We start from the raw sequence: 23,985 nt of genomic DNA on the forward strand, positions 1-23,985 counted from the left end.
TCACTCCGCCTCTTCGTACACCGGGAGTTCCAGCCGCAGCCGCGCGCCGCCCTCCTCCCGGTTCTCGGCCACCAGCGAGCCCCCGAACTGCTCCACCAGCTCGCGCGAGAGGGCCAGTCCCAGCCCCGTTCCCTTCTCAGGACCCTTGGTGGTGAAGAAGCTCTCGAACAGCCGGGGGAGCACCTCGCGGGGGAAACCCGGGCCGTTGTCCTCCACCCGCAGCAGCACCTTGGAGCCCTCGCGCCCGCCGGTGACGCGCACCTCGGAGCCGGCCCGGCCCTCCAGCGCATCGCCCGCGTTCACCAGCAGGTTGAGCAGCACCTGCGCCAGCCGCCGGTGCACGGCGAGCACCGGGGGCAAGTCCCTGGGCACCTCCACCTCCACCCGCGCCACGTGCTCGAGCCTCAGCCGGGCGATCCGCACCGCGTCCCCCACCACGTCCGCCAGCGAGCACGCCGTGGGCCCCTCCACGTCCATGCGCGAGAAGCCCCTCAGGTCCGCGATGATCTGCCGCACACGCTCCAATCCCTCGCGCGTCTCGCCGAAGACCTCGACGAGCTCCTCGCGGGACGGGTGGGGATGCGCCAGCACCTCGCGCTCGAGGAACTCGAGGTTGGCGCGGATGTAGGCCACCGGGTTGTTGATTTCGTGGATGACGCCCGCGGCGAGCCGCCCGATGGTGGCCAGCTTCTCGGACTGGGCGCGGCGGCGCTCACTCATGGCGAGCGACTCGAGGGCCTCGCGGCGCCCGCGCTCCAGCCGGGCCTCGCTCTCCGCGCGCAACACCTGACGGAACTGGCTGGAGCCGTATGCCCCGATGAGGGTGGTCGTCGCCGTGATGCCGGCCCACAGCAGCGCCTTGGTCCACGGGTGCCCATCGGCCAACTGCAGGCCCGCGGCCCCGAGGCCACACAGCAGGCCGCTGATGGTGATGGCGCTCGCGTCCCGCGGATAACCGAGCGCCAGGATGAGCGGCAGGAAGGGGAAGAAGGCGATGTAGGGACTGGAGGTGGCGCCCGTGACGCGCACCAGCCCGAAGAAGCTGAGGCTGGCGAGCACGCTCTGGAGGGCGATGTGCCAGCGCACCCCGGACACGGAGCGCTCGTCCAGCAGCAGCGCGGAGGCCAGCAGACCCAGGGCCCACACGACGCGGATGGCCAGGACCCGCACGTCGTGCCCCACCGAGAGCATGTCCAACAGGTATTGGGAGAGGACGGCCCCGGAGAACAGGAACAGCATCTTGCGAGGCGGTGCCCCCGAGACGGGCGCCGGGAGACTCGCGGCGACACGCGGACCGGTGTGCGCCACCGGAGAAGCCGGCTCGGCGCGAGGAACGGGGGAAATGCGCATGGATTGCACCCGGGGGCGGGAACGAGCCTGATCCTATCAGCGATGGGTGCCCCTCCGTCCGGGACCCCGGACCTCTGTTGCTTTCGCGTAGGATGCGCGCCCGTGAGGGAGTGTAGGCAATGACGGAGCGCAAGGGGCGCGAGGCGTGGCCGCCGGAGCTCACCGAGCAGTTGCGCAAGGTGGACCGGCTGAGGCGGAGCGGCAGGTACGTGGAGGCGCTCTCCCGGATGAGCCGGCTCGTGGAGGAGCACCCGCGCCAGATGCGCGTCCTGTTGGAGATGGGACTGACACTCAGCGTGTGGGGTGGTGCTCCCGCCGAGGCCCTGCCCTGGTTCGAGCGTGCCCTGGAGATGGCGCCGGGCCACGTGTCGGCGCAGCTGCACCGGGCGCTCGCCCTGGCCCGGCTGGGCCGCCATGCGGAGGCCGTGGCCGACTTCGACGCGCTCGAGGCCCTGGGCTACCGCAAGGCGCTCGTGCTGCACATGAAGCGCGCCGAGTCCCTGGAGGTGCTCGGCCGGCTGGAGGAGGCCGAGCGCGATTGGACACAGGCGCTCGCCGAGGACCCTGGCAACCCGTGGTTGCTCCAGCAACGAGCCTCGGCGCGGGCCCGGCTCGGACGGTTGCCGGAGGCCATCGCGGATCTCACCGAGGCGCTGGCCGTGGGTGAGGGAGACGTGGACGCGGAACTGCTGCGCGATCGGGGCGTGCTGCGCGCGCGGCTGGGAGACACGGCCGGAGCCCGCGCGGACTTCGAGGCGGGACTCGCCGCCCTGCGCGAGGGCGACCCACCGGGGCTCGCGGAGGAGATGCGCCGGGGACTCCGGGAGGGCTCGTGACGTTTCAGTCCTGGAGGCCCAGCTCGGCCACGAGCAGGGGACGTGCCCGCGTGAACTCCCGCTCCACCTCGTCCAACATCTCCCCCGCTCCCGCCAGGCCCTGCTCGCGCACGAGGTTCTCCAACGCCTTGCAGAGCTGACGCACCCGCATCATCCCGAACATGCCGCTGCTCGATGCCATGCCATGGGACTCATTGGCGAGCCTCGCGGCATCACCCGCGGCCAGCAGCTTGCGCATCTGGTCCATCCGCTCCGGAGAGCGCGACAGGAAGCCACGAGCGAGATCCACCACCACGTGCGGATCCTTCTCGTCCTCCAGCACACGCAGCTTGTCCAGCTGCTTCGCGTCGAATACGGGGGCCGACTGCTCCATGGACGTCATTCTGCACGACTCGACGCCAGATGTTCAGTGGGCCCCCTCGGGACTCCCGGTGGCCGCCGGGAGTGGGATATGAGGGCTCCCGCCCCGATGTCTCCCTCCGACGCCTCTCGCATGCCGGGCCCCATGACCTGGGCCGCGCTCGTCTTCCTCGGCCTCACCACCGCCACCTGGTGGCCCCACACGGACCTCGGGGACTCGCAGCTCTACCAGGTCGTCGCCCGCCACATGGTCGAGGACGGGAGCTGGACCCAGCTGCGCTACCTCCCCACCGTCCACCCGCGCTTCTTCGAGCACCTGCCCTTCGGCTTCTGGCCCTTCGCCCTCGTCATCCGCATCCTCGGCGAGCCCGCCCTGCGCCCCCTGTGCGCCGCCTTCTCCCTGGGCACCCTCCTCCTCACCGGCTCCGTCGCCCGCCGCTCCGCCGGGACCTGGGCAGGCGTCACCGCCATGCTGGTGCTCGCCTTCCCCGATGGCTTCTTCATCCGCGGCGGCCACCCCTTCCTCGAGCCCCTCCTCCTCCTGCTCGCCACCGGCTCCGCCGTGCCCCCGCTGCTCGGTGTGCCTCGCGCCCGTGACTGGCTCGTCTGCGGAGTGCTCGCGGCGGGCGCCTGCGCCGTGAAGGGGCCCTTCGGTCTACTGCCCTTCGCCGGTGCCACCGTCGCCCGCGCCCTCGTCGAGCGCTCCTGGAAGGTGCTCGTCATCGGCACCCTCGTGGGCCTCGCCTCCACCGCGCCCACCGTGCTCTTCCTCGTCACCCACCCGGACTGGTGGGAAGGCTACGTGCGCCACCAGGTCCTCGCCTCCGCCACGGGCGAGCGCCTGGATGGACAGAACGCCTGGTACATCCCCTTCAGGACCCTCGGCAGCCGCTTCTGGCCCGGACTGCCCCTGCTCGCGGCGGGCGGGGTGCTCGCCCTCGGCCGGCCCGCCCGTGCCTTGCGCGCCCTGCTCCCCGAGGGTACCCCAGAGCCAGCCCGCGTCCTCCGCTCCGCCCGCGTGCTGCTGCTCGCGAGCCTGTTCGTCCTCACCGCGCTCTGCCTCCCGGGCCGCAAGGTGTGGAACCACTCGCTCGTCGCCTTCCCGCTGCTGGCCATGCTCGCCGGCGTGGGGCTCGGCCCGTGGCTGGAGGCCCGGCTCGCGCTTCCCGAGCGGGCGCGGCGGGCCCGGCTCGGACTGGCCGTGCTCGCGCTCCTCGTGTTGGGAGCTTCGGCGGCTGGAGCGGGCCGGCTGCTCTTCCCCAAACGGTGCCCTGCCTCGGGAGTGCTCGCCCCGGCGCTCGCGGACGTGCCTGCCGGTGCGCCCGTGCTGGTGGTGTCGACGCAATACGAGTGGACCACCCTGGCCGCGTTCGCCGTGGAGCGGCGCTGGCTGCCGAGGCGTCTCCCCGAGCTGGGCTCCGAGAACCCCGACGGGGCCCAGGTGGCCTTCGTCGCGGATGGGGCCACCGTGAGTGCCTCGGGCTGGCGTGAGGTGGGCCGCGACGGCCGTTGGCGACTGCTGCGCAGTCCGTGAGCCCCCCTGGTGCCTGGGGGCGGTGAAGCTGCTATCCACCGTCTGGCATGGCGAGCGACGACGCGTTCCCTCCAGACAAGCAGCAGATGATCGACAGCATCAACCGCTTCATGGCGGACTCCGTGCCGCACAACCGCGAGCTGGGGCTGAGCGTGGTGGAGCTCGGGGCGGAGGATGCCACCATGCGGCTGCCCTACTCGGAGAAGCTGGTGGGCAACCCCGAGACGGGGGTGCTGCACGGCGGGGCGGTGACAACGCTCATCGACGCCACGTGCGGCATCGCCGTCTTCATGAAGATGGCGCGCATGGCGCGCATCGCCACGTTGGACCTGCGCATCGACTACCTGCACCCGGCCACTCCGGGGAAGGAGCTGCTGGCGCGCGCCGAGTGCTACAAGCTCACGCGCGCGGTGGCCTTCGTGCGAGCGCTCGCGCACCACGGAGACCCCGGCAACCCGGTGGCCTCGGCGCAGGGCACCTTCATCATCGTGGAGGACTGAGGCATGGAGAGCACGTCCACCCGCATCGCCGAGATCCTCCGCCAGGTGCGCCAGACGGGCGACTACCGTCTGCTCACCGAGGCCATTCCCTACACGCGCTTCCTGGGCATCGGCGTGGAGAACACCACGGGCGAGGTGCTCTGCCGCATGCGCTACGCGCCCATGCTGATTGGAAACAGCTCGCTGCCCGCGCTGCACGGAGGGACGCTCGGCGCGCTGATGGAGTCCGCCGCCATCTTCGAGCTGCTCTTGCGCACCCAGGAGGAGCGCGTGCCGAAGATCATCAGCATCACGGTGGACTTCCTGCGCTCGGGCCGGCCGCAGGACACGCTGGCCAAGGCCACCATCACCCGGCTCGGCCGGCGCGTGGCCAACCTCCAGGTGCAGGCCTGGCAGGAGGACCGCTCCCGCCCCATCGCCAGCGCCAACGCCCTCTTCCTCCTGTCGTGAGGCACGCGGCATGCCCTCTGCATGACGCTCTCCCGCGACGCCAACAGGGTGCGCCCGGCGGAGGGCGCCCTCATCGTGCGTGGCCGCCGTCCGGCCGTCGCCGAGGCGGCATATTCATCGAGGAGAAGGAAGGAGCGCGGTGTAGGGGCATGGCTCTCGATTGGAACAAGCTGCTGTGTGCAACACGCATCCGGGAAATCCTCCGGGGTCGCGCATCCGCGTCCACGCCAGGAGACATCCGTTCAGAGTTTGAACGCGACCATGACCGGACCGTCTTCTCGACTCCCGTGCGGCGCCTCCAGGACAAGACGCAGGTCTTCCCCTTGGAGCCGAATGACGCGGTCCGGACGCGACTGACCCATTCGTTGGAGGTCTCGACGCTCGCGCGGGGTCTGACCCGAGGTGCGACCGGATGGCTCGTCACCCAGGGAGAGATTGCTCCAGCGCGAGCATCCGATATCGAGTCCATCGCCGCCACCTGCGGGCTGATCCACGACCTGGGCAATCCACCTTTCGGGCACGCGGGCGAGGCGGCGATCAGCAGTTGGTTCGAGAAGAAACGAGCGCGCGACACGGGCTTTTTCGGAGAGCTCGAGCGGAGCCGACAACTTCAGGACGACTTCCTCCACTTCGAGGGCAATGCACAGACGCTGCGCATCGTCTCCAGGCTTCAGATCCTGGCGGATCAATACGGATTGAACCTGACCGTCGGAACACTTTCCGCCGCCATGAAGTACACGGCGTCGTCCGATGCCCTCGCCGGGCCGACAGGACCTCACGAGAAAGAGAAACCCGGCTACTTCGCGTCCGAGCGGGAGATCGTCGAGGCAATCCGGGAGCACTCTGGGACCGGAGACGTCCGCAACCCCATCGCCTACCTGGTCGAAGCCTGCGACGACATGGTGTACGCGACGGTAGACATCGAGGATGGGGTCAAAAAGGGAGTCATCAGCTGGCCGGGTGTCGAGGATGCCTTCGAGCACCTGACTTCCAAACCATCCGCTCAGGCTCTGGAGTCCATCCAGGACCACATCCGGCGCGCCAGTGATTACATCGACCAGGCCGCGACCGAATTGAGTCCGAAGGCGCGTGGCGAAGCCATTGCCCAGCACTTCAGGACACTCGTCATCGGGACGACCAAACAGGCCGTCCTCGAGACCTTCGCGTCAAAGTACCAGGACATCATCAACGGCACCTACCATGGCGAGCTCATCAAAGACAGCTCCGCGGCTGGGCTCATCAAGGCTTGCAAGTCCGTCGGCCGTGCGCACATCTACCGTTCGGAAGAGACACTCAGATTGGAGACCATGGGCCGCCGCATCATCCATGATTTGATGGACTTCTTCTGGGAAGGCGCTTCCGCCTATGACCCATCCATGGATCGCGCGGAATTCGATAGGACGTTCCAGGGGAAGATCTACAACCTGCTCTCGAGCAATTACCGCGCCGTCTTCGAGACCTCCATCAAGTCCCCGACGCTCCCCATTCGGTACCACCAATTCCAGTTGGTGACGGACTACGTTTGCGGCATGACGGACTCGTTCGCCTGCAAGCTCCACTCCCAGCTCACCCATGGATAGCGGCGAGACCGGACAGCTCGAGGAGCTGCTGCGCGGGCGATTGAACGCCTTCATCCACCGCACGTCTCCATGGCATCACGCGATTCATTCCATCCTTCGAAGAGCCAGGGAGCATGACTGGAGGGTCTTCGTCTTCGGTGGAACGCTGCGAGATCTGCTCACCCACCCCGAGACCGCCACCCCCCGGGATCTGGACCTGGTGGTCTCGGGCACGACGAGCGACAGGCTGCGCTCCGTCTTCTCCAGCGAGGTCATGAGGGTCACCCGGTTCGGTGGACTCCACCTGAACCTCCACGAGCAACCCGTCGACATCTGGACCCTCGATTCGACCTGGGCCTTCCGCGAGCGGCTGGTTGCTGGCTGCGACTTCGCGGACCTCCCCAAGACCACCTTCTTGAACGTCGAGGCCGTCGTCGCCGAGCTCACCGAGCAACCCGGCCGGCCACGCACGGTGTATTCCCAGGGATTCTTCCGAGGCATCCAGGAACGGCAGGTGGAGATCAACCTGGAGCACAATCCCTTTCCCAGCCTCTGCGTGGTCAGGGCCCTCATCACGGCGCAGCGACTCCAATTCTCTCTCGGCCCCAGGCTGGTACGGTTCATCCTCCACCATGGGATGAGAACTCCCCTCGAGGAACTCGAGGCCGTACAGCTCCCACACTACGGCCACATCAGGCTTGATCGTCACGAGCTGCATTCGCTTCTCGGCTCGATGCGAGAACAGGCCAGTACCCTCAAGGTCCGTCCCGTCTCGCTGCCTCGAAAGCAGCAGCTTGAGCGACCTTCAAGATGGAACCTGGGTGCCGTCCCAGACAAGGTGCACCGCTAAGGCATCACGCGGCTTCCCGTCGTCCACGAAGGCCTACAGCTGCTGGCCCTCGCTGCTCACGCGCTGGTGCCGCAGCTCCCGCTCCTCTTCCGCGAGCGCCCGGAGCGTCTTCTCCGCGAGCCTCAGGCCCCACTGCTCGCCCAGCTGCATCGCCTCCTGCATCACCAGCGGCTGCGCCGCGAGGAAGCGCTTGCCGGCCGGTGACTCGTGGAAGGCGATGGCCGCGTCCAGGTCCTCCTCGGAGAAGTGGTTCATGTACACCGGCACCAGCAGCTCCACGATGGGCTCCTGCGCGGCCACCTCGCGGAACTTCTCCAGGAAGCCCGATGGGATGTTGGACATCTCCCCGAAGTGCTGCGTCATCGAGTCGAGCATCCGCCTGCCCGTGTCCTCCGCCCCCGTGAGCACCATCAGCTTGCGGACCTTCTCCTCCTTGCGGTGCGAGGACTGCCACTCGGCCTCGGGTGGGGAGGACTCCACCGGAGCGCTCGCGCTCGAGTGCGCGCAGCCCACGGCGAGAAACGCGAGAACACACCACCGCCAGGACGCCAGGAGCCGGAAAGAGCGCATGGAGCAGCCCTCCGCATCGAGATGGACTCCAGGATAGTCCCCGCGCCCACGCACCGGTAAAGGGGGGTGCTCCCCGCCAGGCCCGGGCCAGCTCGCGCCCGTCGACTGCCCGACTCAGTGCGCTCGCACCGACACGCGCCACTCCCGGAGGGTGCCGTCCTGCTTCCAGACCATCAGGTAGGTGCTTCCAGGCTTCAAGGGCGACAACCGCACCCTGTTATCGCTCATCGGCTGTACCTCCACGAGCTCCGGATCGCCCACCGCGACGCGCTTCACTCCGGGCACCTCGAGCTCGTGCCGCTCGCCCATCACCACCGTGAGGGGCAGGGCATCCGGACGGAGCTCCGCTGTCTCCGTGCTCCGTGGCTCCCGCTTGCCCCACGTCAGGACGTCGGCTCCCGCGAACACCAGGAGCACCGCGGCCACCAGCACCACCGGCCGCCAGCGAGAACCCGGAGGCCGGGCCAGCGCCGCGAGCAGCTCGTCCATCGAGGGGAAGCGAGCCTCCGGCTCCAGTGCCAGTCCCCGGTCGAGCGCCGCCCTCACGTGTCCCGGGAGACCGGGACGCCGGGGCACGGGCACGCGCCGCCAGCGCGCCTCGTCCCGGGCACGGGCCTCGAAGGGACGCACGCCGTACAGCGCCTCGTGGAGCGCCACACAGAAGCTGAACTGGTCGCCCCGCGCATCCACCTCGCGGCCGGCGAGCTGCTCGGGGGACATGTACGCGGGTGTGCCTGGCACAACCCCCGCCCTCGTGAGCGCCGACTCCTCCGAGTCTCCCGGCTCCGCTCCCGAGGCCCCGCCGTCCTCGCCAGCTCCGTGGCGCACCAGCCCGAAGTCGGTGACGCGCGGCCGTCCGTCCGCGCCCACCAGCACGTTGGCCGGCTTGAAGTCGCGGTGCACCAGCCCCGCCCGGTGCGCCGCCGCCAGCCCCTCGCCCGCCTGGAGGAAGAGGGCCAGCACCTCGCGCCAGGGCCGCTCGCGCTCCCGCAGCCAGCCCGCCAGCGTGGGACCTTCCACCCGCTCCATCGCCAGGAAGACACGCCCCTCCTCCAGGCCCAGCTCGAAGAGGGGCAGCACGTTCGGATGCGAGAGCCGCGCCATGGCCTGGGCCTCTCGCACCAGCCGCGCCCGCCCCTCGTCCTCGCCCGTACCCGCCCCGGGACGCAGCAGCTTCAGCGCCACCGTGCGCCCCAGGGAGGGATCCCTCGCCGCGTACACCACGCCCATGCCCCCCGCGCCGAGCTGCGCCTCGATGACGTAGCGGCCGAGCCTGTCACCCGGGCTCAACGTGGGCGACCCGGGGTGCGCGGGCAGCGTGGGAGCGCCCGTGTCCAGGCGGGTGGGTGCGTTCGTGGCCTCCGGCGAGGAGGACTCGGCCGCCACCGCGGCCACCAGGGCGCGGCACGCGGCACAGTCGTCGAGATGGGGCTCCAGCTCCGGCACGTCTTCGAGGGACAGCGCGCCGGAGGCGAAACCCGCGAGCACGTTCTCGTCCGGGCACCCGTCCGGCGCGCGGAGCTGCGATTGCGGAGACATCGAGGCCAATCCTCGCACGCTCGCACCGGGACGGGAAACCACCGGGCCCGGGCTCAGCCCTGGGTGACGATCCGGTACGCCTTGCGCGCACCGTCCTTCGTCCACACGAGCAGGGTCGTCTCCCCCTTCTTGCTCCCGGTGAGGCGGATGATCATGTCATCGGAACCCTCGAAGGTGACCTCGGCCACCTCGGGGTCGCCGATGGCCACGCGGACGAGGTTCTTCACCTCCAGGGTCCGCCCCTCGCCCTTCCTCAGGACGAAGGTGTCCTCGACCTTGGCCGGGGCCTCGGTCTCGTTGGGCGCCGGAGGCTTCGCGCCCGCCCCCGAGCCGAACATCGTCACCGCCAGGACCACGGCCACTCCGACCAGCTTCTTCATGTACATGGGTGTCTCCCTTTTTCGACTTCTGCCCGGGTGACACCGGTGGCCGCGCGGTGTTGCACGACGGCGCGAAAAAAAGTGTCCGCGTCACTTCGCGCTGGCGAGGAGCGCGGAGAGGCTCTCATCGAGCTGGGCGGGCACATCGCGCAGGAGGCTGTTCAGCTCGCCCGAGGAGAGCCGGAGACGCTCGGCGAGGCGGGCGCGGGTGCCGGCGAGCACCTCCTCACGGGCGCGGGCCAGCCAGCGCGAGACGGTGGACTTGTGGGTGCGGTACAGCGTGCCGATGCGCTCCAGCGCGAGCCCCTCCACCAGGTGGAGCCGGAGTACGGTGCGCTCGCGCGAGGGCAGTGCGGCGAGGGCCTCGGCGAGCGCGGCCTGGAAGTCGGCCCGGTGGCGCTGGCGGAGGTGCTCCAATTCGGGGTCGCCCTCGGGGAGGGTGGCATCGGCGAGCGCCTCCTCCTCGGCGCGGGCCTGACGCCGGGCCGAGCGCCGCAGGTTGAGCGCCATGCGGACGGCCGCGGCGCGCAGCCACGCGGCGAGCGGACCCTGGCCCTGGTAGTCGGCCATGCGGGGCGGGCGGCCTCCCTCCGAGGTGAGGAGCTTCTCGCGCAGCGACTGGCACACCTCGGAGGCGGCATCCGCGCTCGCATCCACGCGGGCCACGGCGGCGGCCACCTTCGGGAGGAAGTGCGTCTCCAGGAGGCCCTGCGCGACGGTGTCCCCCTGTACGCAGGCACACGCGAGGAAGAGGTCCGACACGTGGACGGCGCGCAGGGTGCGCTCGGGATCGGCGCTCGGCGGGAGACGCTCGGCCAGGTGGCGGAGGAAGACGGCCTCGTCGAGCCGCACCTGGGGCCATGCCCCACGGGCGGAGGCGAGCAGCTCCGTGAGCACCGGCTCCAGCGAGGGCAGCTCGGCGTACGTCCTTGCCTCGGATCTCAGGTGGGGAGCGAGGAAGCGGGCGAGCGGTGGGTGAGGCGGCATGGGTTGGGACCCGGGAGGGATTACAGCATGGAAGTGGGCGCTCGACCTTTCTTACAGGGTCCGGGAAGACGTGATGAGCGGGGAGCCAGCGAAATCCCTCTCGAAGCGCCGGGTTGGGGAACGTATTGCCCACTGCGCTCCCCGGCACAGCCCATGCTTGTACCCCGGGGGGCAGGATGGCGGGGACGGAGCTCGTGCACGGGTAGTGGGGGTGTGGTGATGGGGGTGAGGGAGTTGAAGGAGGAGGCGCTGGACCTCTACACGCGGCGGAAGTTCGCCGAGTGCGCGCGCACGTACGCGAAGCTGCTCGAGTTGGAACCGAGGGATCCGCACCTGTACGTGCGCCACGCGGAGGCCTGGCGGCGCGCGGGGGACAAGCGGAGGGCGATCTCCTCATACCGGACGGCGGCGGAGCTGCTGTTGCAGTTCGGGTGCGAGGCCCGGGCCAGGGCGGCGTTGAAGGTGGCGCTGGAGCTGGACCCTCGGGACACGGAGGTGGCGCGAGCGCTGGCACAACTGTCGCCCGCCTACGCGCCCCGCCGCGAAGAGACACAGACCCACCCGCGAGGCCCGGGTCAGGAGCCGCGGAGCAGACCCCCCTCGCGGATTCCCGAGCACCAGCGGGAGCAGGTGGAGCTGCACACGCGGCAGGCGAACGTTCCGGGGAGGCTGGCACTGCCACCGGGGCCGGCCGAGTCACCTGCGCCGCTGCCATGTCCGGCGGAGGTACGCAGACTGTCGGGGAACACGTTAGCGGTGAGGACAGCGCCGGGGACGCGCTGGCTGGTGGTGTCCTCGCGCACGCCGCTGACGGCCTACGAGGTAGACGAGCTGGAGCGGGTGAGAGCGAGGGAGTTCACGTTGGAAATCACGGAATCGCCCGAGGCCTGAGCCCCCATCCCCTCTCCCTTCGGGAGAGGGACGGGGTGAGGGTATCTCGCATCCCAGGTTGAGCCCGTGAATGCCCCCTCTCCCTCTGGGAGAGGGCTGGGGTGAGGGTCATCCCCCGTGCGAGAAACGACCCGCGTCCCGAAATGAGGCCCCGGGCCACCATCACGCTGGCGGCCCCCGTCCACGGCGAGTCCCGAATCACGAATCAGAGCCACGAATCCGGGGGGATCCTCTCGAGAGAGGAGAAGACCCTCACCCCGGCCCTCTCCCAGAGGGAGAGGGAGAGCCTGCTACCGTCCAAGACTCAGAGAGCGGAGGAGCACTGCTGCGCCTGCTCGGTGGAGGAGTCCTTCTCGGTGGAGAAGAGCTGCCGGGCGCTGGAGGCGTTCTGCTCGGAGGACTCAGGGGCCTGAGCCATGGCCTCGCAGTGGTCGCTCTTGCGCTTGGGGTGACAGTGGCGGATGCCGTAGACGTGGTGGCAGCCACAGGCATCCACGCGTTTCTTGGCACAGATGGCCGGGTTGAACACCGGAGCCGTCTTCACCTCGACAGGCCCCGCGTTGACGGTCACAGCCACCAGCAGCGCTCCGAAAATCCCCATCACCCAGCCCCCTTGAAGCTCCGCGAGTAGAAATGGGAATTCTTCAGTGAAGGGGCAACTGCGGGATCACTCCAGTCGACATCCGCACCACATCAGCCGTTGACCGATCGCACGAAGGGACGCCCGCTCTGTTCGTCAGCATCCAGAGGACGCATCCGTCGCTGCCAGCGGTTGAACCGACCGAGGGGACAAACGCCATGAGCTGGACGCAAAGGTTGGAGAAGATCGCGGAGGGGCACTACGTCCTGCCGAAGACCAAGACGATGAGGGTGGATGCGCACCTGTTCCTGTCGGACAAGCTGTTGTGGGGCGAGGGCCCCGAGCTGCCGGGGCTGGAGGAGGGCGTGTTCGACCAGGTGGTGAACGCGGCCTCGTTTCCGGGGGTGACGCGGGTGGCGGTGACGCCGGACTGCCACGTGGGCTACGGGGTGCCGATTGGCACGGTGGTGGAGACGGAGGGAATCCTGCTCCCCACGGCGGCGGGCTACGACATCGGCTGCGGCATGGTGCAGCTCAAGACGACGCTGACGGCCGAGGACGTGGCGGACAAGGTGAAGCGCCGGCGGTGGATAGAAGAGGTGACGAGCCGGATCGCGGTGGGGGTGGGGGCGTCACGGGTGCAGAAGCAGCGGCGGATCGACTCGCGCACGTTCGCGGAGGTGGTGCGCCACGGGGCGAAGGCGCTGGGCCGCAACGCGTCGGTGACGGAGCGCAACTTCATCCCGGTGGAGGACGACCGGGTGGACATCCCCGAGCGGGCGTACGAGAAGAGGGATCAGCTGGGGAGCCTCGGAGGCGGCAACCACTTCACCGAGATGCAGGTGGATGAGGAAGGGCGCGTGTGGGTGATGTTGCACACGGGGAGCCGGGGCTTCGGGTGGAACATCGCGAAGCACTACTTCGTGGAGGGGGCGGCGGAGCTGGGGCTGAGCAAGCGCAGCGAGGACTTCATCTGGCTGGACGCGGCGAGCCGGTTGGGCAAGGAGTACTGGAACCTGCACAACATGGCGGCCAACTTCGCGGTGGCCAACCGGCTCATCATCGGCGAGGCGGTGTGCGCGGCGCTCGAGGAAGTGTTCGGCGGGACGGCGGACATCTACTACGAGATTTCGCACAACCTCATCCAGAAGGAGTCGGGGAAGTTCGTGGCGCGCAAGGGGGCGACGCGGGCGTTCCCGGGTGGGCATCCAGGACTCAAGGGCACGCCGTGGGAGAAGTCGGGACACCCCATCCTGATTCCGGGCTCGATGGAGACGGGGAGCGCGATCCTCTTCGCGGAGAAGGGGGCGGAGCAGTCCATCTACTCGGTGAACCACGGGGCGGGGCGGAGGCTGTCGCGAGGCGAAGCGCGACGGGTGCTGAACCAATCCGAGACGGACAAGCGGATGGCGAAGGCGGACATCCTGCTCAACACGAGGACGACGCCGCTGGACGAATCGGGGCCCTGCTACAAGAACCTGGACGACGTGCTGGACACGGTGGAGATGGCGGGGCTGGCGAAGGTAGTGCACCGGCTCAAGCCGATCGCCTGCATCAAGGGAGCGGACTGAGCCCTCTACCCCTCTCCCACCGGGAGAGGGACGGGGTGAGGGTATCGGGGTTCCCGGGTTTGACTCCGTGTATGCCCCCTCTCCCCCTGGGAGAGGGCTGGGGTGAGGGTCTTCCCCACTCGTCACCCCCGAGGGCACGCGCTAGAGTAGGTGCCCGAAATGACCGCGCCGTCGCCCGCAGCCCCGTCCCCAGCGCCATCACGCGAGGCCGACCTCGCACGAGCCGAGGCCGAGCAGGCCAGCCAGGAAGCCCGGCTGGCGGATCAGCTCAACCGAGCGGCGGCGGAGGCGGAGACGCTGTCCCGCCAGCTCGCCGAGCTGCGGCAGCAGGTGTCGCAAGTGCCCGCGGAGCGGCAGGGAGACGAGCACGTACGGGGAGCGAGCGCGCGGCTGGAGTCGGCCTCGGTGCACACGGGCTCCACGGAGGACGCGCGAGAGCGGGCCCTGTCCGCGCGCAGCGAGGCGCTGGAGTCCCGGAGGCAGGCGACGCAGGAGGTACAGGCGGCGCTGAAGACGCTGCAACTCCTCAACACGCGGGCGCAGCAGGAGCTGGCGGAGGCGGAGGCGGGGCTGAAGCGCTCGGCGGAGGAAGCAGCGCGGGCGCAGCGCGAGCGCGAGGCGGCGGCCCGGGCGCAGCAACGCGAGCGCGAGCAGCGCGAGCGCGAGGCCACTCAGCAGGCCCGGCAGGCGACGGTCCCTGCGCGCCCGGCGGCGGCGGCCTCGGGGAACATCACGATTCCGGAGCCCCGGCCGCTGGGAGCCCGCTCGTCGCGGGTGCGGATGCAGACGATGATCGATCTGCGCAGCGACTCGAACTTCTTCACGGGCTTCTCGACGAACATCAGCGAGGGCGGCATCTTCGTGGCGACGGTGCAGACGGTGCCGCGAGGGACGACGGTGGACGTGGACCTCACGCTGCCGGGTGGGAGGCCCATCAAGGTGACGGGCGTGGTGCGCTGGACGCGCGAGGTGAACGACAAGACGCCCGAGCTGATGCCGGGACTGGGCGTGCAGTTCTCGAATCTGCCGCCCGAGGTAGCCGGGAGCATCTCGGACTTCGTGGCCACGCGCGAGCCGCTGTTCTTCCCGGACTGAGCCGCTGACTCAGGCGAACAGCTCCGCGACGGGGAGCGCCAGGCGGGGCAGCGTGGAGGAGGAGAGCGTCTCGCCCACTCCGAGTGTCCGCATGGTGCGGTAGCGGCCCGCGTCCGCATCCGGCTCGGAGTACACCTCGACGGTCTGGCCAGCCACATCCACGACCCAGTACTCGGGTACCCGGGCCCGCGCGTAGATACGGCCCTTGAGCAACCGGTCCCTGCGCAACGACTCGTCCGCGACCTCGACGACGAGCAACGCGGAGCGGGGGTGCACCGGAGCCGTCTCCTCCTCCTGCCGGGTGACGATGGCGAGGTCCGGCTCCGGCTCACTGTCGTCTCCCAGCGAGAGCGACAGTTGGACACGAACCCGGCAGTCGGACCGACGCGCATCCGAGAAGCTCTCGCTCAGCCGGGAAACCACCAGCGCATGGGCTCGGCCTTGTGGCGCCATCTCGACGATCACCCCCTCCAGCAACTCCACGCGCTCATCCTCGCCGAGCACTCCGACATCGATGAGCCGGTGGTACTCGTCCAGGCGGAAGAGACGTGGGGCCACGAGCCCGCTGCCGAGGATGTCTGGAGAGTGCATGGCCGAGCCTCCTTGCTCCCTCAAGCTAGTGCCGCCCGTCCCTGGGCGTCCACCGCGCCCAGGCACACAGCGAATCCTTGATTTACCCGTTTGAAGCGAATAGGTCCCGAGCCGGGCGAGAGAACCTCTCGGAGCACAGGAGACCCGAATGCGGATGATGCGTCTCATGGCGGTGGTGGCCGTACTGGGAATGAGCGCGGTGGGCACACCGGCCTCGGCGGGGCTGCCGTACCCGACGCGGAGCGCGTACCGCATCAAGGGCCTGCAGCCGGACTTCTGGCCGAGCTACGACGAGGTGGCGGGCAACAACACGGGCGGGGTGGCCATGAACCTGACGTGGTTCACCTGGGAGCCGCAGGTGAAGGCGCCCCCGTGTGCCTCGGGGCAGGTGGAGTACGGCGGGCGCTGCTTCGTGGTGGACGCGGCCGTGGACGCGGCCATCCGCGAGTGGACGGCGCGCGGCGTGGTGGTGACGGCGGTGGTGTACGGCGTGCCCGCCTGGGCTCGCGCCGGCCGGGTGTGCACGCCCGCCGCGGCGGGCTTCGACATCTTCTGCGCCCCCAACAACGCGGCGGACTACGGCCGCTTCGCCGGCATGCTGTCCTGGCTCTACAACGGGGAGAACGGGCACGGCCGCATCGCCGACTTCGTCATCCACAACGAGGTGAACTCGAATGTCTGGTTCGACGTGGGCTGCGGCCAGGGCGCGGGCGCCTGCGACACCCAGCGCTGGCTCGACACGTACGCGGCCAACTACACCGCGGCCTATGACCAGGTCGTCTCCTGGCAGCCGGCCGCCAAGGTGCTCATCTCCCTGGAGCACCACTTCGGCACGGAGTTCGACCAGCCGGGCGCCCACGAGCCGCTGCTGTCGGGCATGACGTTCCTGAATGGCTTCGCCGCCCGCGTGGGCTCCCGCGCGTGGCGGGTGGCCTGGCACCCCTACCCGCCCGACCTCACCCGCCCGCAGTTCTCCGCGGATGACTACCCGCGCGTGACGTACGGCAACATCGGCGTCCTCGCCGGATGGCTGCGCAAGACGTTCCCCCGGGTGCCCTCGGCCTGGGAAATCCAGCTCACGGAGAGTGGCGTCAATTCCATCTCGCCCAACTCCAACGAGGCGGCCCAGCAGGCCGGTGTCTGTGATTCGTTCCGCAACGTGCTCGGGACTCCCGGCATCGAGAGCTACATCTATCACCGCATGACGGACCACCCGACCGAGGTCGCCCAGGGTCTCGGCCTCGGGCTGCGCCGCCCGGACGGGAGCGCCAAGCCGGCCTGGAGCACCTGGGCGCTCGCCAACCGCAACGACCTCAACCCGCCACGGCTCTCGTGCGGCTTCGAGGACCTGCCCTACACACGCCTGCGCCGGGGCTACCACGCCTCGCGAGGCCACTGGGCCTCCTCGCGCCTGCTGCCGCCCGGCTTCACGCTCGAGCGCTCCTGGCGCCTGCTGCGCGAGCCCCAGGCCGGCACCCGCATGCTCTACGAGTGCCGCGTGGGCAACCACAACCTGCTGACGCCGGACGTGAACTGCGAGGGGCTGCAGCCGCTCGGCCCCGTGGGGTACGTCTACACCTCGCAGGTGGCGGGCACCGTGCCGCTCTACCGCTGCCGGATCGGCGCCGGACAGGACCACTTCGTCTCGCCGGCGTCCAACTGCGAGGGGCAGATCTTCGAATCGCTGCTCGGCTACGTGGTGCAGTGAGTCAACCCGGGAGGCGGATACCCTCACCCCGACCCTCTCCCAAAGGGAGAGGGGTGTGTTGGGTCACAGCGCCACGCCCACCTCGAGCAGCGTGAGCCCGTAGAGCAGGCCCAGTCCGGGACTGTCCGTCCCCACGCCTACCCCGAACTCCAGCAGGGACACCTGCGCGCTCCCCAACATGAAGCGCGCGGGCGCCACCGTCACCCCGAGCCCCAGCGCCGGTCCCGCGATGGCCACGGGGTGCTCGGGCGTGAGGAAGTCCAGCTTGTCCCCGAAGACTCCCGTCAGGTTCACCAGCACCGCGGGCGACCACCACCCCTGGCGCTGCACGCCCGCCCCCAACCGCACCGCGAACGCCGAGCCCAGTCCCGTGAGCGCATTCGCGTCGGCCTGGAGCAACCACCGCCCGTCCACCGTGTCGCGCAGGCCGAGGCCTCCTCCCAGTCCTCCCTGGGTGCGCGCCGGGGAGAGGTACACCGTCCCCCCCGAGCGGACGTACAGCGAGAGCTGGTGCCGGGGCGCATCGGCCACGGCTGGCGCGGAGGCCAGCGCGGAGAGCACGAGAAGTGTGGAAATGCTCATGGCAGCGGTCCTCCCGCCCAGAAGGAGAGCCCGGCGGCGGACAGCTGGGTGACGTCAGCGAGGAAGTCCGGATCGAGCGTGGAGGGCACGTCGGTTTTCTGGTGGTAGTGGGGGTTGCGGAAGTTGGCGGTGTCGGTGAGGAAGAGGGCGCTCTGTCCGGCCACCCAGAAGGGGGCGTGGTCGCTGCGCATGAGGTTGCCCGCGGCGGCGCCAGAGCCATCGTTCGGCGTCACCGCGCCTCGCAGGAAACCCAGGTCCAGCTGGGAGTTCAACGCGTACAGCTCCTCCAGCCGGGGACGGGAGTCCTCGTTGGCGATGGCGGCGATGAAGTCGCCCGTGGTGGGCATCGGGAAGCCCGGCAGGCCCTGCTGGGCACCGGGGCTCGGGTCCTTGTAGCCAACGCAGTCGAAGATGATGGAGGCGACGATCCGCTCGTCCGGGTGCGCCTGGATGTAGCGCGTGCTGCTCACCAGCCCGAGCTCCTCCAGGTCGAAGCCCAGGAAGCGCACGGTGCGGGCGAAGCGCTTGCCCGAGGCCAGCCGCGCCATCTCCAACATGACGGCCACGCCCGAGCTGTTGTCGTCCGCCCCCGCGAAGTAGGCGTCGTAGTGGGCCCCCACCACCACCACCTCGTCGGGGTGCTCGGTGCCACGCACCTCGGCGATGACGGTCGAGGTGGGCAAGCGCGCATCCTCCGTGTCGTGCGTGGTGACGGTGTAGCCGAGCGACTCGAAGCGCTCACGTACCAGCTGGCGCGCCTTCTCCCGGGTGAGGTTGCACACGGGCCGGTCCGCCGGGTCGGTCCGCGAGGGCGAGAAGAGGCCGCAGTCCAGCGGGGTGTCCGCGCGGTGGGCGGCGACGAGCGCGTCCACGTTCGACATCAGCCGGCCCTTGTCCACGCCCGAGGCGAAGTCGCCAGCGCGGGAGACAGCGGCCGCGTCGAGGGAGGGCCGCGAGGAACAGGAGCTCACGGCGAGGAAGAGGAGTGCGGCGAAGAGCGGTCTCACAGTGTCATCCCCAGGTGGACGAGGCCGAGTTGCAGGCGAAGGGTGGAGCCGGGCTGGCTGAGGGGGGTGCCCCACTGGAGCTCGAGGGCACTCGCGGTGAAGCGCTGGAAGACGAAGCGCAGGGGCGCGGCATGGAGCGCGACATAGGCGGGGCCGATCTGCCCGGACTGATGGCGCGTGAGGTCATCGGCATAGCCGTTCCGGGGCGTGACCATGACGGGCAGGCCACTGAGGCCCAGCTCCGGACCCACCGCGGGCCGCCACGTGCCCAGCCGTGGACCGAGGAGGACCCGGGCGAAGACCTCGGCCGGGACGCTCCCCAGACCGGCGGGAAACCAGCGGACACCGCCGCCGAGCCGCCAGGAACCGAGCTCCTTCGAGTAGGCGGCCTCGAAACCGAACCGGGGAGATCTGACGTTATAGGTGCCACCGTTGGAGAGGATGACGGCGGTGGAGCCGAGGGACACCTCGTGTCCGGCGGCGGCCGCGGCGCCCGGGAGGAGCGCGGCGGCGAGGAGGAACCAGGATCGCATGGGAGGGGACTCTACCCGGACCCGGGCAGCAGAGCAGGCGGGAGTCGCACCGATGCGGCCCCTGCCTCCCTCTCCCCCTGGGAGAGGGCCGGGGTGAGGGTCTTCCCCGAGCGCCAGGCAACCGAGCACAACCCAGCCCCGGCATCTGGCTCGCCGGATGACCACATCCCACCTTTGCGAGGAAACGAAGCCACGGGCCCGGCGAGGCCGGCCGAAGGCGGAAGGGAGCCGCGGGATGCGCGTCCACCATTTGAACTGCGTGACGATGTGCCCACCGGGTGGGCGGCTGATGGATGGCAGGCGTCGGCCGGGCGGAGTGCCGGCGGCGCTGGTGTGCCACACCCTGCTGTTGGAGACGGACCAGGGGCTGGTGCTGGTGGACACGGGCTTCGGGTTGGAGGACGTGCGCAACCCGAGGCAGCGGCTGAGCCCCATCTTCCTGGACTTCCTCTGCCGGCCGCAGCTCAACGAGGCGATGACGGCGGTGCGGCAGATCGAACGCCTGGGCTTCAAGGCGGAGGACGTGCGGCACATCGTGCTGACGCACCTGGACTTCGACCATGCGGGAGGGCTGGACGACTTCCCGGCGGCGCGGGTGCACGTGATGGCGGCGGAGGCGGACGCGGCGGTGTCGCAGCTGACGTGGCTGGACCGGAGGCGCTTCCGTCCGAGGCAGTGGAGCACGCAGCCACACTGGGTGACGTACCCGATGCCGCGCGGGGGAGACCGGTGGTTCGGCTTCGAGTGCGTGAGGGACCTGGAGGGCCTGCCGCCGGACATCCTGCTGGTGCCGCTGGTGGGGCACACGCTGGGGCACGCGGGGGTGGCCGTCCAGCAGTCGGACGGGTGGCTGCTGCACGCGGGCGACGCGTACTTCTACCACGAGGAGATGAACCCGACGCGGCCGCGGTGCACACCGGGCCTGTGGGCCTACCAGGAGCTGATGCAGAAGGACGGGCGGATGCGGCGGCTGAACCAGGAGCGGCTGCGCGAGCTGGTGCGCCGGCACGACCGGGATGTGCGGGTGTTCTGCGCGCACGACGCGGTGGAGTTCGAGCGGCTGGAGGAGGACGCCCGCGCCCACGAGCCGCACGCGCTGCGCGGACTGGCCTCGGTGGAGGAGACACGGGAACCACCCCTGCCCCCGATGCCCCCCATCATCCCGACGGTGTGAGCACGAGAAGGGTTACAGCTGGATGTTCTCGTGCTTCACCAGCGCGGTGAGCGCCTCCTCCATCACCGCGCGCGCCGCCGCCGTGTACTTGTACAGCAGCGCGTGCACCTGCCGGTCCGCCTCGTTCCGGTTCTCGCAGTGCTTCGAGTACTCCTCGAAGGCCTGCAGGCTGCTCACCAGCTGCGACAGGTGGTTGGGGCACTCGCACTGCACCGCGCTGGAGACCTCCAGCAGCTTGCCCAGCTTCTCCGGTGAGTAGAGCGGCGGCCTCGGCGTCGCCGGCACCGTCACCGTCGCCAACGTCCCCGACCCCGGTGCCCCCAACTGCAGCCCCGCCGCCGAAGCTCCCGCGCCCACCACCGGTGCCCCCTGGGCCACCGGCGCCTTCACCGCCGCCGGCTGCAACATCGCGTCCAGCACCGCCAGGTGCACGTGCGCCCTCAGCAGCGACAGCGAGATGGGCCCCTGCAGCAGCCTCACCTTCCCCGCCGGGTACTGCTGCAACACCCCCCGCCTCGCGAACCGGTACGTCACGATGGCGTGCCTCGCCCCGGAGCCCTCCAGCAGCGTCGGCACCACCCCCGTCTCCACCCCGTTCAGCTCCAGGAAGTCCAGCGCCAGCACGTCCGGACGCCTCGCCGGTACCTCCTCCCGGAAGGCTCCCAGCGACGTCCCCGACCACACCACCTCCACGTCTCGGAGCGCCTGCGGATTCTCCCGCAGCTGCGCGGGATAGGACTCCCCCAGAAGGGCCAGCTTCACCATGTGACTCACCTCGCGGAACTTCCCCAGGGTGTCCTGGCCCGATACCCCGTTCAATCGGACTAGTGCACCAGCCCCGGAGGCTGTGAGAAGGCATCCACTTCCCGACTGGCTGGCGAAATCGGAAGTTCAACGGTGAACGACGTCCCCTCCCCCACCTCGCTGTCCACCCGCACGGTGCCCCCGTGCGCCTCCACCAACTGCCGCACGATGTAGAGCCCCAGCCCGAAGCCCTCCTTCTTCTCCCCCTCCGTCGGCGCCTTCTTGAAGCGCTCGAAGATGTGGCGCTGCTGCTCCCGCGGAATCCCCGGCCCGTGGTCGCGCACCCTCAACCGCCCGTGCCCATCCGTGCGCTCCACCCGCACCTCGATGGGCCTCCCCTTGCCGTACTTGAAGGCGTTGGACAGCAGGTTCGTCAGCACCCGCTCCAGCCGCAGCCGGTCCCATCTCCCCACCACTCCCAACTGCACGTCCAGCACCAGCCGGCTCCCCACCTCCGCCGCCTGCTCCGCGTGCCGCGCCACCGCCTCGTGCGCCAGCTCCGCCAGATCCACCTCCCCCAGCTCCAGCTCCATCCTCCCCGAGCCCAGCCGCGACAGGTCCAGCAGGTTGTGCAGCAGCCTCCCCAACCGCTGCGTGTAGCGCATCGCTGCGGTGAGCCCCTCGCGCAGCTTGTCCACGTCCGCCGGCGGCGCGCGCCGCAGCTTGCCCAGCATCAACTGCAACGCCTGTAGCGGCGTGCCCAGGTCGTGCGACGCCACCCCGATGAGCTCCAGCGCCGCCTGCGCCTCGCGCAGCAGCCGCGCGTTGTCCAGCGACAACGCCGCGCGCCCGGCCAGCTCCTCGACGAACACCTGGTCCGTCTCCGTGAAGCGCCGCTCGGGCTTCTGCGTCATCAGCACCAGCACGCCCAGCGTCCTCCCCCCGGCTCGCAGCGGCACGGTCAGCGAGGAGCTCGTCGCCAGCTTCCGGACCAGCTGCTGCTGCCCGGCCTCCACCGCCACCTGCTCCAGCCGCTCCGGCGCCACCTCGGTCACCAGCTCCGAGCGTCCCGACCGGAGCACCTCCCAGAGCCGGTGCAGCAGGCCCCTCGCCGGCGTGCGGCGTTGGCTCATCTCCCACAACAGGCGCTCCATCTCCGGCGAGACGTGGCGCACCGTGCGGGGCGTCAGCTCGCCCGTGGGCGTGAGCAGGAAGAGCAGGCAGCCATCCGCCAGATCCGGCACCAGGTGCCGCACCAGCTCCGCCACCACCAGGTCCGGATCTCCCGCGGAGAGGAAGAGCCGCTCGGCCTCCACGAAGAGACGCTGGGCACGCTCCATCCGCCGGCGCTCGGTGATGTCGCGCGTGAGCACCACGAACCCATCGAGCCGGCCCCGCTCGTCGCGCAGCGGGGTGAGCAGGCTCTCACCCCAGAAGCGCGAGCCGTCCTTGCGCAGCCTCCACCCCTGCGACTCCAGCCGCCCCTCGCGCGTCGCCCGCTCCAGATCCTTCCGCGGCTGCCCCTCCGCCACCTCCTCCGGCGGGTACAACAGCGCGCCCGGCTGATGGATGATCTCCTCGGCACGCCAGCCCTGGATGCGCTCGGCGCCCGGGTTCCAGCTCGCCACCCGTCCCTGGGGGTCCAACAGGTACAGGGCATAATCCTTCACCCCCTCCACCAACAGCCGGAAGCGCTCCTCGGAGGCACGCGCCTCGTGGTGCAGGGGCCACAGCGCGCGGGTGAGCACCCAGGCCAGCCCCATCGCCACCAGCAGCCCCAGCGTGGCCGCGACGAGGATGAGCCAGAGCGCCCGGCGGTCCGCCCGCCTCTCCTGTTGGACTCCCGCCTCCAGCCGCTCCCGGGTGAGCTGCGCGAGCGCCTTCAACGCCTCGTCGGTCCGCGCCCGCGCCGCCACCACCTTCTGGCCCAGTTGCCTCAGCTCCGTGAAGGAGGCATCCCGCAGCAGCGCCTCCCTCTTCCGCGCACTGAGGGCCTGGTGCGCCTGCTCGCTGGCGGCCACCTCCTCCAGTGCCCGCACCTCATCCTCCCCCTGGGCGTGCGAGCGCAGCTCCTCCAGCGTCTCCTGGAACTGCGCCCGGGCCCGCTGCTCGTCCCCCCGGAAGGCGTCGTTGCGCGTCAGCTCGAAACCGCGCTGGGCGGCGAGCTTCTCGCTGAAGGCCCGGCGCAGGCTCTCCACCTTCGCCAGGTGCAGGGTCGGGCCCGTGGTGAGCTGCTCGTTGCCGGTGAGCACCGAGCGCAGGGCGAGCGCGGAGATGGTGGCGATGGCCAGAGCGATCGCCAGCGAGGCAGCGAATCCCACCGCGATACGTGTCGCGAAAGTCCAGGGACGCCGCATCAGCTCCCACACCCCCCTCACGCGAGCGGCAGCCCGCCCACGCAAGGTGGCGCCCTGGAGCGGATGTAGGAATCGGTGCTCCCGGGCAAGGGGGTGTCGGAAACCGTTCACCCTCCTGTACCCGGGGACGAGCCCCATCCGTTCACCGGGGAGCGCTCGGCCCCCGGGGACCCCTTCCCTCGCGGGGGGTGGCGCCACAGGTTGTGCCCTCGTCGGCCACTCGAAGCGTGGGCGAAG

Annotated in this window: 24 protein-coding genes; 11 read left to right on the forward strand and 13 right to left on the reverse strand. The window is 70.1% G+C overall.

Annotated features, from left to right (window positions below; genetic code table 11):
- On the reverse strand, positions 1-1,350 hold the full coding sequence (locus NR810_RS45220; protein ID WP_257461837.1) for a sensor histidine kinase: 1,350 nt from the start codon (positions 1,348-1,350) through the stop codon (positions 1-3).
- Positions 1,351-1,469: 119 nt separating this feature from the next.
- Between NR810_RS45220 and NR810_RS45225 the strand changes: the two genes are divergently transcribed.
- Positions 1,470-2,186 carry a tetratricopeptide repeat protein gene (locus tag NR810_RS45225; RefSeq protein WP_257461838.1) on the forward strand — a complete coding sequence of 239 codons (717 nt, stop codon included), beginning with the start codon at positions 1,470-1,472 and terminating at the stop codon, positions 2,184-2,186.
- A gap of 4 nt (positions 2,187-2,190) precedes the next feature.
- On the opposite strand, the gene NR810_RS45230 is transcribed toward NR810_RS45225, so the two are convergent.
- The gene (locus tag NR810_RS45230) at positions 2,191-2,568 is read right to left on the reverse strand and encodes an Hpt domain-containing protein (protein WP_257461839.1); all 378 of its coding nucleotides are present in this window, start codon (positions 2,566-2,568) and stop codon (positions 2,191-2,193) included.
- Positions 2,569-2,655: 87 nt separating this feature from the next.
- On the opposite strand from NR810_RS45230, the gene NR810_RS45235 reads away from it, so the two are divergent.
- The 5 genes from NR810_RS45235 to NR810_RS45255 all read left to right on the forward strand — a co-directional run bounded on the left by NR810_RS45235 (position 2,656) and on the right by NR810_RS45255 (position 7,439).
- Positions 2,656-4,080 (forward strand): ArnT family glycosyltransferase, encoded by a 1,425-nt coding sequence (locus tag NR810_RS45235; RefSeq protein WP_257461840.1) that lies wholly within the window; start codon positions 2,656-2,658, stop codon positions 4,078-4,080.
- A gap of 47 nt (positions 4,081-4,127) precedes the next feature.
- Positions 4,128-4,580 (forward strand): PaaI family thioesterase, encoded by a 453-nt coding sequence (locus NR810_RS45240; RefSeq protein WP_257461841.1) that lies wholly within the window; start codon positions 4,128-4,130, stop codon positions 4,578-4,580.
- A gap of 3 nt (positions 4,581-4,583) precedes the next feature.
- Entirely contained in the window at positions 4,584-5,030 is a 447-nt protein-coding gene (locus NR810_RS45245) for a PaaI family thioesterase (RefSeq protein WP_257461843.1), read from the forward strand.
- 149 nt (positions 5,031-5,179) lie between these two features.
- Positions 5,180-6,610: a dGTP triphosphohydrolase gene (gene dgt, locus NR810_RS45250; protein ID WP_257461845.1), complete on the forward strand. Its 1,431-nt coding sequence runs from the start codon at positions 5,180-5,182 to the stop codon at positions 6,608-6,610.
- A complete protein-coding gene (locus tag NR810_RS45255; protein ID WP_257461847.1) occupies positions 6,603-7,439 on the forward strand; it encodes a hypothetical protein in 837 nt (278 codons plus the stop codon). Before dgt ends, NR810_RS45255 begins: the two co-directional genes overlap by 8 nt.
- Positions 7,440-7,472: 33 nt before the next feature.
- On the opposite strand, the gene NR810_RS45260 is transcribed toward NR810_RS45255, so the two are convergent.
- The 4 genes from NR810_RS45260 to NR810_RS45275 all read right to left on the reverse strand — a co-directional run bounded on the left by NR810_RS45260 (position 7,473) and on the right by NR810_RS45275 (position 10,915).
- On the reverse strand, positions 7,473-8,009 hold the full coding sequence (locus NR810_RS45260) for a DUF2059 domain-containing protein (protein ID WP_257461848.1): 537 nt from the start codon (positions 8,007-8,009) through the stop codon (positions 7,473-7,475).
- A 114-nt stretch (positions 8,010-8,123) separates the two neighbouring features.
- Positions 8,124-9,548 carry a protein kinase domain-containing protein gene (locus NR810_RS45265; protein ID WP_257461849.1) on the reverse strand — a complete coding sequence of 475 codons (1,425 nt, stop codon included), beginning with the start codon at positions 9,546-9,548 and terminating at the stop codon, positions 8,124-8,126.
- Positions 9,549-9,601: 53 nt separating this feature from the next.
- Complete coding sequence (locus NR810_RS45270) at positions 9,602-9,928, reverse strand: pilus assembly protein N-terminal domain-containing protein (protein WP_257461850.1); 327 nt, start codon at positions 9,926-9,928, stop codon at positions 9,602-9,604.
- Positions 9,929-10,018: 90 nt separating this feature from the next.
- Entirely contained in the window at positions 10,019-10,915 is an 897-nt protein-coding gene (locus NR810_RS45275; protein WP_257461851.1) for a sigma-70 family RNA polymerase sigma factor, read from the reverse strand.
- A 225-nt stretch (positions 10,916-11,140) separates the two neighbouring features.
- On the opposite strand from NR810_RS45275, the gene NR810_RS45280 reads away from it, so the two are divergent.
- Entirely contained in the window at positions 11,141-11,806 is a 666-nt protein-coding gene (locus NR810_RS45280; protein WP_257461852.1) for a tetratricopeptide repeat protein, read from the forward strand.
- Positions 11,807-12,110: 304 nt separating this feature from the next.
- On the opposite strand, the gene NR810_RS45285 is transcribed toward NR810_RS45280, so the two are convergent.
- Positions 12,111-12,407 carry a hypothetical protein gene (locus NR810_RS45285; protein ID WP_257461853.1) on the reverse strand — a complete coding sequence of 99 codons (297 nt, stop codon included), beginning with the start codon at positions 12,405-12,407 and terminating at the stop codon, positions 12,111-12,113.
- 197 nt (positions 12,408-12,604) lie between these two features.
- Between NR810_RS45285 and NR810_RS45290 the strand changes: the two genes are divergently transcribed.
- Complete coding sequence (locus NR810_RS45290) at positions 12,605-13,957, forward strand: RtcB family protein (protein ID WP_257461854.1); 1,353 nt, start codon at positions 12,605-12,607, stop codon at positions 13,955-13,957.
- A gap of 159 nt (positions 13,958-14,116) precedes the next feature.
- Positions 14,117-15,052, forward strand: a complete 936-nt coding sequence (locus NR810_RS45295; RefSeq protein WP_257461855.1) for a TIGR02266 family protein — start codon at positions 14,117-14,119, stop codon at positions 15,050-15,052.
- A gap of 9 nt (positions 15,053-15,061) precedes the next feature.
- Here the strand turns inward: NR810_RS45295 and NR810_RS45300 are convergent, their stop codons facing one another.
- Positions 15,062-15,643, reverse strand: a complete 582-nt coding sequence (locus NR810_RS45300) for a Uma2 family endonuclease (RefSeq protein ID WP_257461856.1) — start codon at positions 15,641-15,643, stop codon at positions 15,062-15,064.
- A 148-nt stretch (positions 15,644-15,791) separates the two neighbouring features.
- On the opposite strand from NR810_RS45300, the gene NR810_RS45305 reads away from it, so the two are divergent.
- On the forward strand, positions 15,792-17,351 hold the full coding sequence (locus NR810_RS45305) for a DUF5722 domain-containing protein (RefSeq protein WP_257461857.1): 1,560 nt from the start codon (positions 15,792-15,794) through the stop codon (positions 17,349-17,351).
- Between the two features lie 63 nt (positions 17,352-17,414).
- On the opposite strand, the gene NR810_RS45310 is transcribed toward NR810_RS45305, so the two are convergent.
- From NR810_RS45310 to NR810_RS45320, 3 genes are read right to left on the reverse strand one after another with little or no spacing between them, the layout of a single operon-like run.
- The gene (locus NR810_RS45310; RefSeq protein ID WP_257461858.1) at positions 17,415-17,933 is read right to left on the reverse strand and encodes a hypothetical protein; all 519 of its coding nucleotides are present in this window, start codon (positions 17,931-17,933) and stop codon (positions 17,415-17,417) included.
- Positions 17,930-18,940: a M28 family peptidase gene (locus tag NR810_RS45315; protein WP_257461859.1), complete on the reverse strand. Its 1,011-nt coding sequence runs from the start codon at positions 18,938-18,940 to the stop codon at positions 17,930-17,932. The genes NR810_RS45310 and NR810_RS45315 overlap by 4 nt, the downstream gene beginning before the upstream one ends.
- Complete coding sequence (locus tag NR810_RS45320) at positions 18,937-19,473, reverse strand: hypothetical protein (protein WP_257461861.1); 537 nt, start codon at positions 19,471-19,473, stop codon at positions 18,937-18,939. The genes NR810_RS45315 and NR810_RS45320 overlap by 4 nt, the downstream gene beginning before the upstream one ends.
- A 235-nt stretch (positions 19,474-19,708) precedes the next feature.
- On the opposite strand from NR810_RS45320, the gene NR810_RS45325 reads away from it, so the two are divergent.
- Positions 19,709-20,647: an MBL fold metallo-hydrolase gene (locus tag NR810_RS45325; protein ID WP_257461862.1), complete on the forward strand. Its 939-nt coding sequence runs from the start codon at positions 19,709-19,711 to the stop codon at positions 20,645-20,647.
- A gap of 12 nt (positions 20,648-20,659) precedes the next feature.
- Here the strand turns inward: NR810_RS45325 and NR810_RS45330 are convergent, their stop codons facing one another.
- Together NR810_RS45330 and NR810_RS45335 are read right to left on the reverse strand one after the other, a co-directional pair.
- A complete protein-coding gene (locus NR810_RS45330; protein ID WP_257461864.1) occupies positions 20,660-21,466 on the reverse strand; it encodes a hypothetical protein in 807 nt (268 codons plus the stop codon).
- 5 nt (positions 21,467-21,471) lie between these two features.
- Positions 21,472-23,748, reverse strand: coding sequence for an ATP-binding protein (locus tag NR810_RS45335; protein WP_257461865.1), 2,277 nt, complete (start codon positions 23,746-23,748; stop codon positions 21,472-21,474).
- Positions 23,749-23,985 lie beyond the last annotated feature (237 nt).

Source organism: Archangium lipolyticum (assembly GCF_024623785.1).
GTDB lineage: Bacteria > Myxococcota > Myxococcia > Myxococcales > Myxococcaceae > Archangium > Archangium lipolyticum.